The sequence below is a fragment of the Niabella terrae genome (assembly GCF_054783135.1).
The window spans coordinates 575,169-592,264 of the sequence record NZ_BAAGRD010000003.1 but is presented as its reverse complement, the minus strand read 5'-3'; the positions used below and the strand labels follow the sequence as shown (position 1 = coordinate 592,264).

Genomic DNA, 17,096 nt, shown 5'->3' with positions numbered 1-17,096 from the left:
ATGGAGCAGGATGGCGCATCACAAACTGCCCCTGCTCAGTATTTCAAAATAATTTTCAGGACCCAGCTGACCGCCCTTAAAATTTACCTCCAACCCGTTAACCGCAGGGTCCCGGCTAAATGCCACGCATAAGGGGGCACCGGTTATCAGTGGCGCATGCATTTCCAGCGCTTCAATACCCATCGCCAGTGCAGTATAGCTACTGGTATCACCACCGGCAATGACCAGACGTTTAAGGCCCGACTCCTGAACAGCCCGAAGCGCTATGCTGCCCAACAACCTGCCCAGTTGATCGGCCGGTAAAGCTTGCTGCTGACGGTCACCTGTATGTACTATCAGGTGCTGACCGGTTTGCAGCCGTTCGGCCACCTGCGCATGGATCGCCTGGTCTTCAAGACCCGTTCTGAGTTGTTCCGGATCCAATACCAACTCTTGAAATCCATGGGCCAGGGCCCAGCTAATCTGTGATGCGGTTACCGGAGAACAACTACCCGATACCACCAGGAGCGGTTGGGCAGGACCGGGTGGGGGCCAGTCGCTACGCGGCTGCAGCTCTCCTGAAAGGTTCCAGCAAGTACCCAGTGCTTTCTCAACTGCCGAAGCACCGATGGAAAAAACACTGCCACCAACTTCCTGTTGGAGAAGATTCAGCCAATGCCCAATTTTCAGTAACTGCGCTTCATCGAGCGCATCGAGCAGGACCGCCTGGGATTCTATTCCGTCCAGCCAGTGTTCCATTTCCTGTTCCTGCTGCAGAAAATCAATCAGGCCAATCGGCCTTTCAGTTTGCCGGCCCAGATGAATTCTCAAATCGCTTTCGTCTGCGGGCGTAACCGGGTGTTGCCGCATAGATGGATGGCGGTCGAGCCGGTAGATGGCGCCTGCCGTTCCGATCCCCATACGGGCGAAAAGATTGCCGAATACACAGTAGCGCCCCAGGGAAGGTGTGCCGCCCAGTATGGGTATCACCCCCGTACTGCAGTTGTCCGCCATGAGGTCAATAACTTTCCCGATACTGCCACGCTCCAGTGAGGAATCAAAAGTCGAACATACTTTGTAATGGATATGACGGGCGCCGGAGCTTTGCATCTGCTTCAGGGCCGGCAGTAAAGCCTGCTCCATCTGTTCCGGCAGCAGGGCCCTGGTGGTACCTGCGATACCGTAGACATTCATTCCCTGAAAGGAACCGAGCAGGTCCGCATCAGGTATACCTGTAAACAATACCGCACGAGCCCCCGAGCGGCTGATGAATTCCAATGCATCCGTAGAACCGGTAAAATCATCACCGTAAAATGCCAGTAATATTTGATTCTGATCAGAAATAGCGTCTGTTTTATATTTACTTTTTATAATCAGCGTTCTGTTCCAGGCTCGGGTTATTATCCAATTCACTCTGCTGGAAAGGTAGCAGATAATTCTTCATCTCAAAAACCAGGGGTGTGCCGGAGGGCGTTTCCAGTGTCGGTAATTTTACATGCGCTATCTTCCAGCGTTTAAGATCATTGTACCGCTGCCCTTCAAATGCAAACTCCACGCGTCGCTCATGCTGGATATAATTTCGAAGACTGGATTGCGAACCATACAGAGTCCGGTTCACCGGCGGCATATTAATGCCTGCCCTGCCACGCACGGCATCGATAGCGTTGTAAACGGAAATATCCGGACCGCTAAGTTCATTTTTGGCCTCTGCAAACATCAGCAATACATCCGCATATCGTAAATGTATAAAGTCCTGATCGGTTTGCGTTGCCGTAGCTGCTGTAAAAGGCGCCCGGCTGAGGTCCACATACTTTTGCACCAGATAGCCTGTAAACGAATTATAACTACCACCCCATACCTCCCCTGTTTCAGGGTTTTTCCAGACTTCGTCCGTCAGTTTCACCGTAAGATCCAGCCGGGGATCCCGGTTGACAAATGGATGTGCGGGATCATAACCAGCTGCATCGGCAATAGGCACACCATTCTTCATTTCATAGTCATCAATCAGATCCTGATAGGGTTGCATCAGCGAATACCAGCCCAGCTCAATATCCATTCCTGCGGCACCGGGACTGGTACGCTGGGGATTACTCACTGCCAGATACTGCGTGGAAAACATGATCTCTGTATTCACCGCCGGATCGGCCTGGCCATCTGTGGTGAAAAGTGCCCCATAATTATTGGAAAGGGCAAATTTACCGGAACTGCCCGACATCAATTGTTCCAAGAGGGTTACCGCTTCCTGCCATTTCTGTCGGGTAAGCAATACCCGGGCTTTGATACCCATTGCCGATCCCCTGACCGCATGTCCATTGTATTTCACATCCGGCAAATGCGCCATGGCAAAATCCAGATCTTCTTCGATAAAGTCATACACTTCGTCCTGGGTACTTTTCGCGATTTTGGATTCATTAATGGTACTGGGGAAATTCCGGTACAGCGGCACCCCTCCAAAAGTCTGTGCCAGATCAAAATAACTTAATGCCCGGACAAAACGGACTTCCGCCTTATAGACTTCCAGTCTGTCGGTCGGCACGGGGGCTTTATCCACATTGTCGAGAAAATAATTACAGGAAATAATGGCCCGGTAGGGTGAACTGTACATATTGGCCATGGCGCCGGACAGCTCAGGTGTAATGCCACCGGTCGTCATCAATACAAAATTAGGCTGATTGGTATTGTCCCATAAAAAAGCATTATCAGAGAGGCCGTCCAGATATACCCGTTCGTAGCCCAAAAAATTCTGCTGAAGACGGGAATAGACACCAGCCAGTGCACTTAAAACATCATTTTCACTGGCCCAGAAAATAGAGGCCGCAACAGCATCCTCAGGATTCTTCTCCAGAAGGTTCTTGCCGCAGGAAGACCAACCGACACTCAGCACGACGAACAGCAGCAATAATTTATAGTTAGATTTCATACGAATAGTATTTAATTTATTAAAATCGGGTCCAAAAGGATGGCGGCTAAATTTCATCGTTTAGAATTTAAGGTTGAGTCCAAAATTGAAAATTCTTGCCTGAGGATAACGAACATAATTTCCGGTCACGCCCTCACGCTCCGGATCCGATCCTTCGTATTTAGTAAACGTAATCAGATTGTCTGCTGAAACATAGACCTGGATGGCCTGACTTTTAATCCGGCTGATTAATGTTTGGGGGAGATTATATGACAACATCAGGTTCTTGAGCCGGAGGTAGGATGCATCTTTCAGGTAGTAAGTTGAACCCCCATAAGCCGATACACCGGTGTATCCGGCAATATACAGCGCAGGCAGGGTATTAGATCTGTTTTCAGGGGTCCAGGCATCTCTCCACTTGGTGGTAGGCGCTGTGCCCTGCATAAAAGGGTCTATCCCCCAGTTATTCTCCCTGTATTTGAGGCCTTCTACTCCCTGGAAGAATCCCGTCAGTGCAAAACCTTTGAACTCCAGATTTAACCCAAAAGAATACATCAGATCCGGATAGGCGCCACTCACCACCTGCCGGTCATCGGCATCAACATCACCGTCCTGATCGATGTCTTTCATTTTAAGATCGCCAGGTTTGGGATTGGGATTCAAAGCATGCTCAGGTACATTGGGATTATCAATATCTTCTTCCTGAAAAATACCGTCCCAAATATAGAGGTAGTGCGAACCGTAGGGCAACCCTACTTCATTAATGGTGGTACCGTAGCCAGGAACACGGATCTGCACGACCTTATTCCTTGCAGTGGACAACTGCGCGTTTACACCATAGTGAAGTTCACCAATCTGATTTTGATGACGCAGTTCCAGTTCAATCCCTTTTACCCGCATCTGACCATTGTTAAAGACGGGCGCCGTAAGTCCCAGACTGGCAGGCACCGGTTGCGTAGCCAGGATATCATATGTATTTTTATTGAACCAATCGAAAGTGAGTCCGAACAATCCTCTTTTAAATTCCAGATCCAGTCCAAAATCCAGTGTGGTGGAGGACTCCCATTGAATACTCTGATCCCTGTAAGAGTTCAAAACTGCAGCCTGTGCAGGCGTCGTATTCCCAAAAGGATAACTGCCGCTGACGGTAATTACATTCTGATAAGCGTAATTGCCAATATCCTGATTACCCAGTGTACCATAAGAGGCACGCAGTTTCAAAACACTGATATCACTCAACTGGTTCCTGAAGAAATCCTCAGAGGAAATCAGCCAGCCGGCAGAGACCGAAGGGAAAAAGCCCCAACGATAACCGGGAGAGACTTTCGAAGTACCATCATAACGCATATTGGTTTCCAAGAGGTACTTTCCCATATAATTGTAACCGGCCCGGGCAAAATAAGACCTCAGTCCCCATGCGGTCGGCTGGGGCAGCGAAGGCAAACGGGGGTGCGTTGCATTGATCGCTTCGCCGGTATTATTATAGCCGGCCAGTTCTGTAATTGCTGAAGAAACACCGTTAAGCCGACGTCCCCGTAATCCCTGCATTCTATAGTATATCTGTTCATAGCCCAGTAAGCCAGTAATATTATGCTTGCCTCCCAGCTGGGTTTCATAATTTAAAACAGAATAAATTGTCGGATTAAGTTGTTTTGAATATTGATCCGTTACCCCCAGATAATCCGGCCCAAAGAACGCCGTGGATCCCGTTTGATAATCCCCGGTAGCCGGATCCATTTGTCGAAGCAGATAAGCTTCATACGGATGCTGATACATCTTATAGTATTCATCTACATAATTCAATGCTACTTTCGAAGTCCATACCAGTCCTTTGAAAATATTGACATCGGCATAGACCTGGCCATTAAAGTTGTACTCCTTTGTATTCTGCCAACCCATTTCCAAAGCTTCCTGCGGACTACGATTCCTTCCTTCGGCCTGATAAGCCCTGGAAACGATACGCCCGGATCCGTCAGGTAAAAAAGGTCCATAGAGCGGCCCGGCCGCATATACCATCAACGCAAAGTTTTGACTGGTAAATGGCGGTTCCTGGCGATCCTTATAGGTCAGGTTCATTACGGTCCCCACTTTCAACCATTGGGTTAATTTATTGGTATAGTTAAGTAACCCGTTATATCGTTTGAAATCATATCCAGGCAACATGGCCGGCTGATCCAGAAAACTTGTGGACAAGTTAAAACTGCTTTTCTCCGATCCGCCGGATACAGAAAGATTATGATTATTAACAACCGAATTTTTAAAATAATAATCTGAAAAATCAAAATTGGGATAGAGATTTCGATCGGTAGCATTCCGGTAAGCTTCAATATCAGCCGTCGGATACCGAAAGGCGACGCCGGATCGCTCCGCGGCCATATTATACATCTCCATATACTCCGCCGAGTTCGTAATAAAATCCGGTAAGGCTGTCGGCTGGTATACTCCTATATTCATTCTGTAATTGACGGTGGTCTTGCCCTTGCCTTTTTTTGTGGTAACCAGCACGACACCATTAGCGGCTCTTGATCCATAAATTGAAGCCGAGGCTGCGTCCTTCAGAACGCTCACATTCTCAATATCATCAGGAGATAAATTATTGATCGAGCCTGCCACTCCGTCAATGAGTACCAGGGGCGCACTGCTACCGCCAAAACTGCCTCGTCCCCGAATCAGAAATACCGGGTTATCACGTCCGGGTTCTCCGGAAGGCTGGGTTACCTGGAGACCCGTAATCCGACCCTGTAACAGATTACCGGCGTTGGGCGCAGGTCGTTTCGTAAGGGTGGCTCCTGATACCGAGGCAACAGACCCTGTCAAATTGATTTTTTTCTGGGTACCATACCCGACCACAACGACATCAGTCAGGGTTTCGGCATCCGGTTGTAAGGCAACGGTAATCTCTGAAATTCCCGCTACGGACCTTTCTTCCGTTTTGTATCCGACATGGCTGAATAGCAGGGTCTCAGTTCCCTGCGGAACGGAAATGCTGAAGCGCCCCGCGGCATCCGTCTGAACCGAAACGGCCGTCCCCTGCACTGTCACGGTTACGCCGGGAAGCGGCGAACCAAGGGCGTCGGTCACGGTACCTTTTACCGTTTCGAGCTGGAAATAGGCATGGTTTGACGCATCAGTCCGGGTGGGAACCAGATATAAAAAAAGAAAAACAAAAAGAAAGGGAAAAAAGGTTTGAACTTTCATATCAATCGTTTAATAGCGTAAAAATAATCAAGCATCAAACCTTGCTCAATGCCATTAACGACTGATATAATGTAAAATTTTACTACTGAAATGACAGAGCTATCGAGCGGAAAAAACGGCTACACTTTTTGAAAACTCCAAATATTTTTCAGCCGCCTGCTCCAGGCTTAGCCCTGATACGGCCCCTTCCCAGGCCTGTCGGAGTGCCACCACACCAGCAGCCGGACCCATTGGATGGGCCATTATGCCACCTCCTGCCATGTATAACAGATCCTGGGTATGGCAACGCCGCCAGGTCTCAAATGCCTGTCCGCCCCATTGTCCTGAAGATACTACCGGTAATATTTTCCTATGATCAAAGAAAGGAGCGAGACAAGCTTCGATCGAGGCCACCACGCTGTCATCAGATTCCCAGAATTTATTCTGAATCCCATTGACATGCAACTGGTCTACACCCGCCAGGCGCCATATTTTCTGATAGGCCCGGAAATCTATGCCCAGCAGCGGATGCCGGGAAAGCATTCCCCAGCCATTGCGATGGGCATGTATCGCCAGTTGGCCTTTCCCACAGATGTGCTGGACAGCACTCAGCCCCACACTGTTGATACTAATCATGGCTGCTGTTCCGCCGTGACGGACAATCGTTTCGTAGCGCTGCAGCATTTCATCAATCGTACCGCTCAGGTTAAAGGCATACATCACTTTTTTGCCTGTTCGGTCCGCATGACGGTTGATCACCTCCATCACTGCTGCTACCCGATCCTCAAATTTTGAATTCGCCGAACTGCTGAGCAGTTCATCATCTTTGATAAAATCAATACCTGCGCCGACCAGTTCCTCCACCATGGAGGCTGTCGCCGCCACCGTCAGACCCACCGATGGTTTTATAATGGTACCGATCAGGGGGGTCTCCCCAACACCGGTGAGCGCGCGGCAACCTTCGATACCGAAAGCGGGTCCCCGAAAGAAGGATCCGAAACTCTCCGGCAATTGGATATCCATCAGTTTCAAGCCGGTAAACTGCCGGATTTCATAGAGGTTGCCCTGTAAGGTAGACACCATAACCGGCAGGTTGAAGCCGAAGTTCTCCAGGTTCCAGGAAACCCGCACACGGGCACGTTGATACTTCCCATCCTTGCTGAGGGCCCCCGGGATGGCCGGCTGATCCACCGTCTCTATATAATCGACAGCTTCGACCCTGGCAGCAAATCGCTCTTTCAGGGATGCGGTTTCACCTGGTACCGCAATAAAAGTGCCACTGGATTGTTCACCGGCCAGCACCGCGGCGGCTTTTTCCGGATCACCGGGCGTTTCTATCAGATAATCTGCAATGACCCGCTCGGCCGGCAGCCTGGTATTCCCGCTTTCATCAGTAAAACTATTGTTGGTTTCCATCATCCATTTTAATTATTGTTCATAATTGATGCTGTGAACCCCGGTTCATCGCATTAAAGGCATCCAGACCGTCATATCTGAAGCACCCCGGTTGGCCCAGGCGTAATAAGGAATCAGTTTGATCGGAACCGGTACCGGTTCATTACTGATGGCCCTGTACAAAGTGTGCGACCAGCTACCGCTGTTCAGTCCGCGGGCCGCTCCGACCAGTGCCATAAACTTGCCATTATCGATTTGGTCTGCCTCAGGACGTAGTTGGATATCCGCGGGGATCGCAATATCAAAAACGTCTGCTCCTTTCAGATCAGGAGACTCCAGACAATATACCACAGGTCCTCGTTTAACCGCTACCTGATTGCGGGCAGCTTCTACCATGGGATTGGCGGCGATCAGGCTAACCGGCATATCCAAATTCAGTTCAATGCGATCGCCGGCCTTCCATTGCCGATCCAGTTTAAAGTATTGTCCACCTTGCAGGGAGGCCGCAATCTGCCGGCCATTGAGGGTAACGGAAGCCTGTTGACACCAGCCGGGGATTCGCAGGTGTAGCGGAAATTTGCCTGCCGGCGCCTGTTGCAACCGGATACTGACGGCTCCTTCCCAGGGATAATTGCTGACCTGTTCCAGGGCCAGTGTACTGCCATCTTTTAAACGGGTACGGAGTGTATTGCCACCATACATATTGAGGTATAATCCGTCTGCACCGATACTGTACATATAATTGTTAACCTGGGCGATGGTCCGCACCAGATTGGGGGGACAACAATTGGATTTGCTGATATAAGGAACCCGGCCGCCTTCCCAGCGCAGGTGATAAGGATAATCGCGGCGATGCGCCAGCGGATTGGTGTAAAAATAGTTATGTCCGTCGAGGCTGACGCCACTCAATACGCTATTATACAGTGCCAGTTCCACAATATTAAAATACTTTTCCGCACCGCTGAGCAGAAACATCCGGTAATTCCAGAGCACGTTGCCGATATTGGCACAGGTCTCATTATGTGCCGTCATATTGGGCAGCTGGTAATCCCGGCCGTAAGCCTGATGAACCTTCTGTACGGTATCGGGCTGGTAGGAAGTCCCGTCAACAGAGACCCCGTCATACAAGGCACCACAGGCGCCGGTAACATACATCTTCGTCTGAACGATATTCCGCCAGAGGGTATCCAGTGTTTCGCGCAGACGCTGGTCTCCAGCTTCCGCATAAAGATCGGCAACACCGGCCATCAGGTAATTGGCCCGTACTGCATGACCGACAATCCGTTTCATATCCCGAAAAGGCGCCCGGTCACTGTTATCGTCCGTTCCTTCCACCGTGCCCCGGATATCGATCAGTTTTTTAAGTAAGTTCAGGTATCGCTGTTGACCGGTCGTCCGGTAGAGTTCTGCGAGTCCCATATAATGGGAAGGACAGATGGCGTTGCGCGCCTGTTCAGGACTGGCCTTATCGTAAAAACCAATCAGGAAATCAGCTGCCTTCATGGCAACACCGAGCAGGCTTTTCTTGGAGGTAGCCCGGTAATGTACACAGGCAGCGGTCATCAAATGGCCAAAATTATACGCTTCAAAACTCAATTTATCATCAAACATTTTCTCGGTACCTGTCTTATGCTGTTCAATAATATTTTTCGTGTAGATATATCCGTCTTCACGCTGTGCATTCGCAATCACTGCAATTGCCTGGTCCAGCCACCCATCCAGTTGGGGATCCCTTGTAGCCGCATACATCGAAGCGACCGCTTCCAGTGTTTTATAAAAATCACCATCATGAAAAGAGGGACCTCTGAAACGTCCCGGTTGCAGTCCTGCAGCGACTTTAAAATTCTGAAATGCATAACAAATGGTATCGCTGGTATAGGTATACCACAGATCCGGTAGCATAGCATCTTTGCAAACCTCGAAACGATCGGCCCAAAATCCACGGGTCCATTGGACATCACCGAGCCCCAGATCGGAAAGCCTGGCAAAACGGCTTTGAGAAGTATTGATCAAACCTCCCTGTCCCAGCAGGGGCAATTGAAGGCTCAATAACAAGCATAAAAGTAAATACCTGGTCTTCATATTCATTTTTATTTATCTACAGTAATTGATTCTTTATCAGGTAGCCTGGTAGCTGATCTGATAGGTGCGGCCCGCCTCGATTTTCAACTCCCACCGGCCTTCACCCTTATCTATAAATTTCCCCTGGGCAGACTTTGGCGCTTTCCTGCTTTTCAGTATCAGGGTACCGGTACCTACGGGCGATAATACTTTCATCTCCCGGGTACTGCAATAAATTTCAATATTCCCCTCCGGCGTAGGCACTTTTCCTTCCATCCATTTCAAGCCGCCCAGGGCCGGTTCTATGGTATAGGTTTCATAGCCTGCTGTGACAGGCTTTACGCCAAGATAATATTTACCCAACAAATAAATCGGGCTGGCACCCCACGCATGACAGAGGCTTTTACCGTACCGTCGACCATACATGGCATAATGTTCTGCGCCTGACTTTTTCGGGTTATATTCTTCCCAGAACGAGGTGGCACCCAATCGCAGCATTCCGCCCCAATAAGCTTTCATCTCCCGGGTCACGTAATCCTGCTGCCCCAGGGCACAGAGCGCTTCTAATTCATAAAAGCGCATATAAGGCGTTGTTATGGGCGGTACCTGGTCATTCAATAATACTGCGTCTTTGATTCCATTGCGCTGCTCCGCATTCAGGTAATCAAAAAAGATCGCAAACATATTGGTATAACGGGTAATATTGGATGTAGGATGCCCATTGACCAAACTGTGTACAAAAGCCTTCTTCGACGCATTCCAGTACCGGTCAAACAATAGCTTTTTGACTTCACCTGCTAATGACCGGTACTTTTCTTTGTCCTGCTCCTTACCTACCAGATCGGCCACCAGGGCCATTGTTTCGAGGCTGCGGGCAAAGAGTATTTGTTCAAAGCTCACTGCACCCTGTTTACTCAGGCCGTCGGCCCAGTCAATAAATACCCAGTCTCCGGGCAGTCCTTCCAGCAGCCCCTCCTTATTACGACGACCCAGTACATAGGACATCAGGGATTCCATTCGATCATAATTATCTTTTACAAAACTGGTATCACCGCTATAGAGATAATAATCATACACGCCGAGAAACCAGTACAGGGTATAATCCATAATGGTATTGATATGGCTGGTGACCGGATCCTTGCCGCGAAGTGCCAGCGTCGTTCTTTTCACCGTAGCATTATCGTTGGTCAGGTAATAATTCATCAGGTAACTCTGATAGGCATCCCCGCTCCAGATCCAGCGGTCTCTTTTTATGCCATCGATGAAGAATTCCCGGCTGCATAAATGGAAAGTATATTTGGCTACTTCGTATATCCTGTTAATCTCATCGTCGTTGCAACGGAAATTACCCTTATCCTGTAAATCCGCGTATTCGTATAACATCGAGGCTTTCTCAAAACGCACCGAAGGATCAGCTACAATATTAATGTACCGGAAAGCCTTGGAACTGTTCAGGGTATAATCCCCGGAAGCCTGATCCACTGCCACCCGATCAAAAGTTTCCGTATGGGCCGTATCCAGCGCTTCTTCGCGGCTTTCCCCATAGAAAATGGTCAGCTGGCCCTGACCTTTTAGCTGGTGTAACTTTATAAAACCAAAGGTTTCCCGACCGAAATCCACCAGGGTACTGTTGGCCTTTCGTTCAGTCGCCACCGCCTGTTGTGGTTTCACCGGAAGTTTAAAATCGGAAGGCACTGCGTTGGGATCATCAAAATTCCAACTGCCTGCCTGCATCCATTTGGTCGTAGAGACGTCAGAAGTCTTTCCGGTCTCATCAATCCATTCTTTGTCTTCAAAAGTAACCAGCCAGCTGCTGTCGCTCTGGATGGTGGGTCCTTTCACATAAATAGCCGGTACTTCCTGCTGGTTAAAAACCTTGATATTGATCTTGTGCCGGCCGGCGGGCACCAGGATCTGCTGCGGCGCACCTTCATAAGCCTTACCATCGAGCTTTACATTGAAACGCCCCTGCACCCGGATATCGACGGTCTCGGGCTGGCTAAGCTCAAAAACCCGATGAAAATCAATCAGGGGATAATGATTGTCAATTTTCCAGAAGACGGGAAAAAAAACACCACGTTCTGTGCGACGGTTCTGCATCTGGTTCGATAACCAGATCTCATAATCCCCCGGATACCAGATCCAGGTTTGGGCATAGGTTTGCCCGCCCCAAAATAGTGCGAAAAGGAGGAGCAGAAACTGGAATGCGTTTTTATTTCGACGGCATGCAGAGCGATGGACCCTGGCGTTAAATGATAATAACTGGAAGCGCTTATTGGGGGTTACTTTCATAACAATTTTGTTTAATTCGAACTATTTAGTGAAACAGTATGTATAAGAAAATCATAACTACGGACAGTGCGATCCAGGCGTATTTAACCCTTTTGCTTGTTTTGGGCAGCTTCTCTTGCGGAAGCGCGGCTCGATGAGGCCGCGGATCTGTGAGTGAAATTACCATCGCCAAAATCCAGAGCAGGGCAAAGATCAGGAAGGATAAAAATAAGTAGTGGGGCCAGAAAGAATATTTACTTGCCGGAAATACCCAGAGATACAGCACGCCGATACCGAGACTGATACCGGAGCCCCAGGAAAGACTGAAATTTACCGCACGTCGGGTCAGTGGTTTCCAGAATACCGCCATCAGAAACACCACTGCCAGTGGAGGTGCAATAAAGCCCAGTACCGCCTGAAAGATATCAAACAGGTTCAACCCCTTGATACTGTCAATCGCAATTGCAGTAAGTACCGCAAAAAAACAACCCGCGATTACCGTGATACGACCGACCCGGATAAGCTGCTTGTTATCGGCATCCGGACGAATCTTCTTTGCATATATATCGGTAGTAAAGACCGTACTCAATGCATTCAGCGAAGAGCCAATGGTACCCACCAGTACGGCGATCAGCACGACAATAACCAGACCGTTCAGTCCGGGTGGAAACAGATGGGTCACCAGGGTCATATAGGCTTCGTCCGGGTTGTTTAAATTCGGAAATAAGACAAAACAGCAAATACCTGGTATGATAAAAAGTGGCAGCGAAAGTATTTTTAGCCAGCCTATAAAATTTACCCCCAGCTGGCCCTGTTGCAGGTTACGTGCACCCAGCACCGATTGGACCATGGCCTGATCGGTACAGAAAAAAGCAACGGCGGAAACGGGATATCCCAACAGAATGGCATACCAGGGATAAGCAGAATCTGAAGCGGGACGGATCAGGCTCCAGTAATCCGGATCTGTTTTATCCAATAACGCCCCGATACCTCCAACCTGCTGCAAGCCCATGATACAAAGCAGTATGGATACCAGGATCAGCAGGATCATTTGAAATACATTGACCCGTGCAATGGCTTTCAATCCGCCGGCAAAGGCAAACAGGCCGGCAAACAACACCAGTGCGATCACCGATTGCCACATCGGAATACCCAGTATCTGACGCACCAGAAATCCACCCGCAAACAATCCCAGCGTCAGCCAGGAAATCAGGATCTTCACCAGGGCATACCAGGCCAGGATGGTGCGGGTATTATCACCATAACGCTGGCCCATAAACTCGGGCATGGTCGTGACGTTGCTGGCCAGATAGCGCGGTGCGAAAACCAACGCCAGCAGCATCAGGAAGACAAATGCATACCACTCAAAATTCCCCGCTACAATGCCGGTGCTGTAGCCGATGCTCGCAAAGGCCAGCAGCATCGACGGACCGACATTCGTTCCCCACATATTAAATCCCACATTGTACCAGTTCAGTGATTTGCCCGCCAGAAACAGGGTTTCTTCCTTTTTCTGTTTCTTTCCAAAACTCGCCCGATAACCGATATACAGTAATACCAGTAGGTATGCGGCCACAATCAGGTAATCGACGGGCTGAAGTTTAGAAATTATATTGTTCATGCTGCTGGCAATTATTGTTCAATGGTCTGTATATCTATCAGTATTTAAGCTTCGGGGTTCAGGATCGATTCCAGCCCGTTTCGGGACAGGAGTTCTGGCAGAGACACCGGCCGGCCGGTTTTCAGGCTTTCATCCATGGCCTGCAACAGGGCTACTGTCCCGATGCCTTCCCGCATATCAGGATAAGCAATAAAATCCTGTTGGATGGCATCTGCAAAATATTCCAGATAGTTCTGGTACTCACCGGCGTGATGGCTCTGGCCTTCGAACCGGAAATAATATTTGATGGTACTGTCTGACCAGGTGATCGTCTTCTCCTCACCCCTTTTATCCGTAATAGCATAGCGGAGTTCATGATAATCTGCCTGACTGGCACCTTCCGTACCTCTTAATACCGTACTCATGCCACTCTCGCGGTAAGCCGGTTGTATGGGAGAAGTATAGACACCACTGACCCGGGCAATACGGCCATCCGCAGCTTTAAATATAAAATGCATGGTGTCTTCATTTTTCAGGCCCGCTTTCTTTCCGTTGGCGCTGATCATGCCGTATCCCATTACTTCCTGGATATCGGGCAGGTACCAGCGAATAAAATCTACCGGGTGACTCAGGCCGCCATACAACCACTTAAAAGCGTCTTCCAGTGCCCATTTCTTTTCCAGAAACCAGCGGTGGTCGGCATGGTACTGACTTTCAACTGTAATCAGTTCTCCGATTTCACCGGCTTCAAAATCCAGCCTTTGCCTTTTGGCGGGCTCAAAAAACCGGGAACTCTGACCCACGAAGACCTTCCTGCCGGAAGCCGCCTGTAATTCCAGTAATTCCCGGGCATCTTTAAGATCATCAATAAAGGGTTTGGTACACACGACATGCTTCCCTGCCCGTAACGCCTGAGCGACATGCCGGGCATGCAAATGATCGGGCGTATAAATCGCAATAATATCAATCCGGGCATCTTCCAGTAAATCCTCATACCGCGTTGTATAGGAAGGAAAGTCAAACTCCTTACAGCGCTGGCGGCACAGGGTCTCATTGGCATCGCAGATGGCAGCCAGTTCCAGCTTATCACTCTGTAACGCTGCACTCATCAGGCTTCGCCCTTCCCCCAACCCTAAAATTCCGATTTGTAACATCAGTATATATTTTAAAAAACTAGTACTGGGATGCTTTTACTTTTTCAAGAAAGACCCAGGTCTCCCCTTTTCGGGTTCCCTCAATACCTTCCTGGTACTGCGCCATCCGGCGGTTCCAGTCTACCACACGCGGATTGTTTTCGGTAGTTTTCGGATCCAGCTCCGCTAGCGTTTTGCCCCGGGGCACACTAATGACCAGCATCAGCTGGCGGCCGTTTCTGAAACAGAGCAATTCCTGAAACCCTGCCTGACAAAACCCCCGGGCCACTTCCGGCCATTTCTCAAACTGGCTGGCATGGTCCGCCAGGTACTGCTCCTGTTTTTCAGGGTCAGCAACCAGATTGGCCGTCAGCACAAAATGATCCCGGAGCTCCAGGCTCGAACGATCGGCACATCGACTACGGTCAAAACGATAATAACAGTCGAAATAGGGCTTTACCGTTGCCTCCGGAAATTTCTTCTGCAACCTGCTGCGCAATACGGTTATATCAGCCATCATACCCAGTATTACATAATGCTGTTTCCATTGATATACCTGTGAAGGATCCAGCTGGTTGTCTGCCAGAAATCGCTGCAGGGCAGCCAACATCGAATGGCGTTTTTTAGGGAATACAAGCTCGATCAGCTCCAGGTGCTGGCTGTTTACCGGCTGTCGGCTTAAATCATGCGGCCGGAAAGCTGTCAGGTACTGATAAGAAGCTTCCAGACCTGCTGCCATCCTGATCCGGTCTGCTACCGCCGGGCCGTTATCGGACCAATGATTATCGGGTCCGTTATTGTTCTGTAAATATTTTTTGGATGGTGTCCAGTTTTCTTTGACGGTAATACCCGAAGATCCCTCGTCCGTGTACAGATAGAACCAATGCCCGGGCAGGTGGGCATAAGGCGCTTTATATATACTGTCCACCCGGTTGCCCTGGATCAGTGAGCCGGGCTGCGCACTTAGGGTATAGATACCGGCGCAGTCATAATTATGTTTGCCGTAATGATGAATATAATTACTCCTGATCTGGTTATTATGCATGATATTCGGTGCCGGGCTCCAACCCCAGCCCATACTGATACCGGAATATCCCAGATTACTGATTTCGTTATGTAGAACGCTGCTGTTGCGGGTATAACCCAGGCCAATGCCTACGGCACCCCAGTCTTCGTTGGCCAGATCGGTCAACAGGTTATTGGCTATTGTAAGGCTGTCGCAGTATTCCCGCTTGTCAATGGGATTATAGGGCAGATGAATTTCCATTCCTTCATCAGAAAAAACACCGGCCTGGATGCCTGTGCCGCCGATATCCCGAAACAGGTTACCCGTGATTTTGTTGGCCTGTACGCCCCGATGATAATCCAGACCGACCGAAGCCAGGTGTTCGAACTGACAGGCTTCAAAGCTGGTATGGCGGGCGAAATTAACCGTCACCGCTGCACGGGGACGCGTAATCCAGGCTTGATTCTCCAGGGAAGCTTTTTTCGGCGTTCCGGCAGGTCTAAGCTTGTAAGCGTCGGTCATCGGCATTCCCGCCTGGTGCGGTACATGTCCCCATAGAGAAGGTCGTTTCCAGTTGGCATGTTGAAAAGCCAGCCCGCGCATTTCAACATATTGTACCGGCGTTTCTGCCGTCCCTTTGATTTCCAGCAGGGTTTCCAGGAAAGGGATCACTACTGCTGCCTGGTTCAGGTCTTCTCCCGGTCGGGGCCAGTAATAGAGTTGGTTCCGACGGGTATCAAAATACCATTCCCCCGGTTCATCCAGAAATGGCAGGGCATTGGTCAACCAGAAAGCAGAATTTCCTGTCTCGCCGGAGATCCACGGAGCGGGCCAGGGATGTTCATTCTGAATGCGACTTTCCGGTTCCTGAAAATACAGTCGGGCACTGTCACCACTTATTTTAATTTTACGGATCCGCAGTAGGGCAATTTCCCACCATTGATGGATGAACATTTCCGCTCCCTCAAGCAAATCAGTATCCATCACCTTTGGCAACGGAATAATCGCTGCAGCTTCCTGTTTGTCCCAGCCCAGGATCCGGTTCATTTCTCCGCCGTTCACCGAACGCGCCCGGATCGCTTTTTGATCATTGACCCATAGTTGCCGGAATACCGGTGGCTGGCCGTTATAATTTTTGAGGGATGCGGTCCATAACTTACCTTTTGCAGCTTCAGCCAGACCGGGCGGGTCACCGGAAAGCGGTTGCCAGTTGTTGATCCGTATACCGCCGCTGAATTCCGGTATCGAATCCGAAGCGTTTTCAATGATGAGCGGGGAGGATTCAGTACCACTGTCTTCCGGACGGATAAAAACGGGTTCCGTCAATGTATACTGCCCCCCTTTCACATAAATATGAGCACCGGTAGCAATCGTCGGATCCTTCAGTCTGCGGAGTTCCCGCACCTGACGGACTGCGGCCTGTAAACTGGCCTTGGGTGCGGCTTCGGTACCCGGGTTCTGATCATTGCCGTCAGGTGCGATATACACCTGTGCGCCGAGGCCGGTAAAGCCTGCACAACAAATACCTAAAAATATGATTTGCAAGAATCGTTTCACAGTATAATATGCGGTATT

At 49.5% G+C, this 17,096-nt stretch carries 9 protein-coding genes; all 9 read right to left on the bottom strand.

Features of this window, described 5'->3' with window-relative positions:
- Window positions 1-18: 18 nt before the first annotated feature.
- A complete protein-coding gene (locus ACYVI9_RS05255) occupies window positions 19-1,392 on the bottom strand; it encodes a four-carbon acid sugar kinase family protein (protein WP_460761606.1) in 1,374 nt (457 codons plus the stop codon).
- Window positions 1,340-2,899, bottom strand: a complete 1,560-nt coding sequence (locus ACYVI9_RS05250; RefSeq protein WP_460761604.1) for a RagB/SusD family nutrient uptake outer membrane protein — start codon at window positions 2,897-2,899, stop codon at window positions 1,340-1,342. Before ACYVI9_RS05250 ends, ACYVI9_RS05255 begins: the two co-directional genes overlap by 53 nt.
- A 60-nt stretch (window positions 2,900-2,959) precedes the next feature.
- A complete protein-coding gene (locus tag ACYVI9_RS05245) occupies window positions 2,960-6,076 on the bottom strand; it encodes a SusC/RagA family TonB-linked outer membrane protein (RefSeq protein WP_460761601.1) in 3,117 nt (1,038 codons plus the stop codon).
- A gap of 99 nt (window positions 6,077-6,175) precedes the next feature.
- Window positions 6,176-7,474 carry a ribulose-bisphosphate carboxylase large subunit family protein gene (locus tag ACYVI9_RS05240; RefSeq protein WP_460761599.1) on the bottom strand — a complete coding sequence of 433 codons (1,299 nt, stop codon included), beginning with the start codon at window positions 7,472-7,474 and terminating at the stop codon, window positions 6,176-6,178.
- Window positions 7,475-7,516: 42 nt separating this feature from the next.
- The gene (locus ACYVI9_RS05235) at window positions 7,517-9,532 is read right to left on the bottom strand and encodes an aceric acid hydrolase (RefSeq protein WP_460761596.1); all 2,016 of its coding nucleotides are present in this window, start codon (window positions 9,530-9,532) and stop codon (window positions 7,517-7,519) included.
- A gap of 36 nt (window positions 9,533-9,568) precedes the next feature.
- Window positions 9,569-11,803, bottom strand: a complete 2,235-nt coding sequence (locus ACYVI9_RS05230; protein WP_460761594.1) for an alpha-L-rhamnosidase-related protein — start codon at window positions 11,801-11,803, stop codon at window positions 9,569-9,571.
- Between the two features lie 25 nt (window positions 11,804-11,828).
- Window positions 11,829-13,403: a sodium:solute symporter family transporter gene (locus ACYVI9_RS05225; RefSeq protein WP_460761591.1), complete on the bottom strand. Its 1,575-nt coding sequence runs from the start codon at window positions 13,401-13,403 to the stop codon at window positions 11,829-11,831.
- Window positions 13,404-13,447: 44 nt separating this feature from the next.
- Window positions 13,448-14,536 (bottom strand): Gfo/Idh/MocA family protein, encoded by a 1,089-nt coding sequence (locus ACYVI9_RS05220; RefSeq protein WP_460761588.1) that lies wholly within the window; start codon window positions 14,534-14,536, stop codon window positions 13,448-13,450.
- Window positions 14,537-14,555: 19 nt separating this feature from the next.
- A complete protein-coding gene (locus ACYVI9_RS05215; protein ID WP_460761586.1) occupies window positions 14,556-17,078 on the bottom strand; it encodes an L-rhamnose mutarotase in 2,523 nt (840 codons plus the stop codon).
- Window positions 17,079-17,096 lie beyond the last annotated feature (18 nt).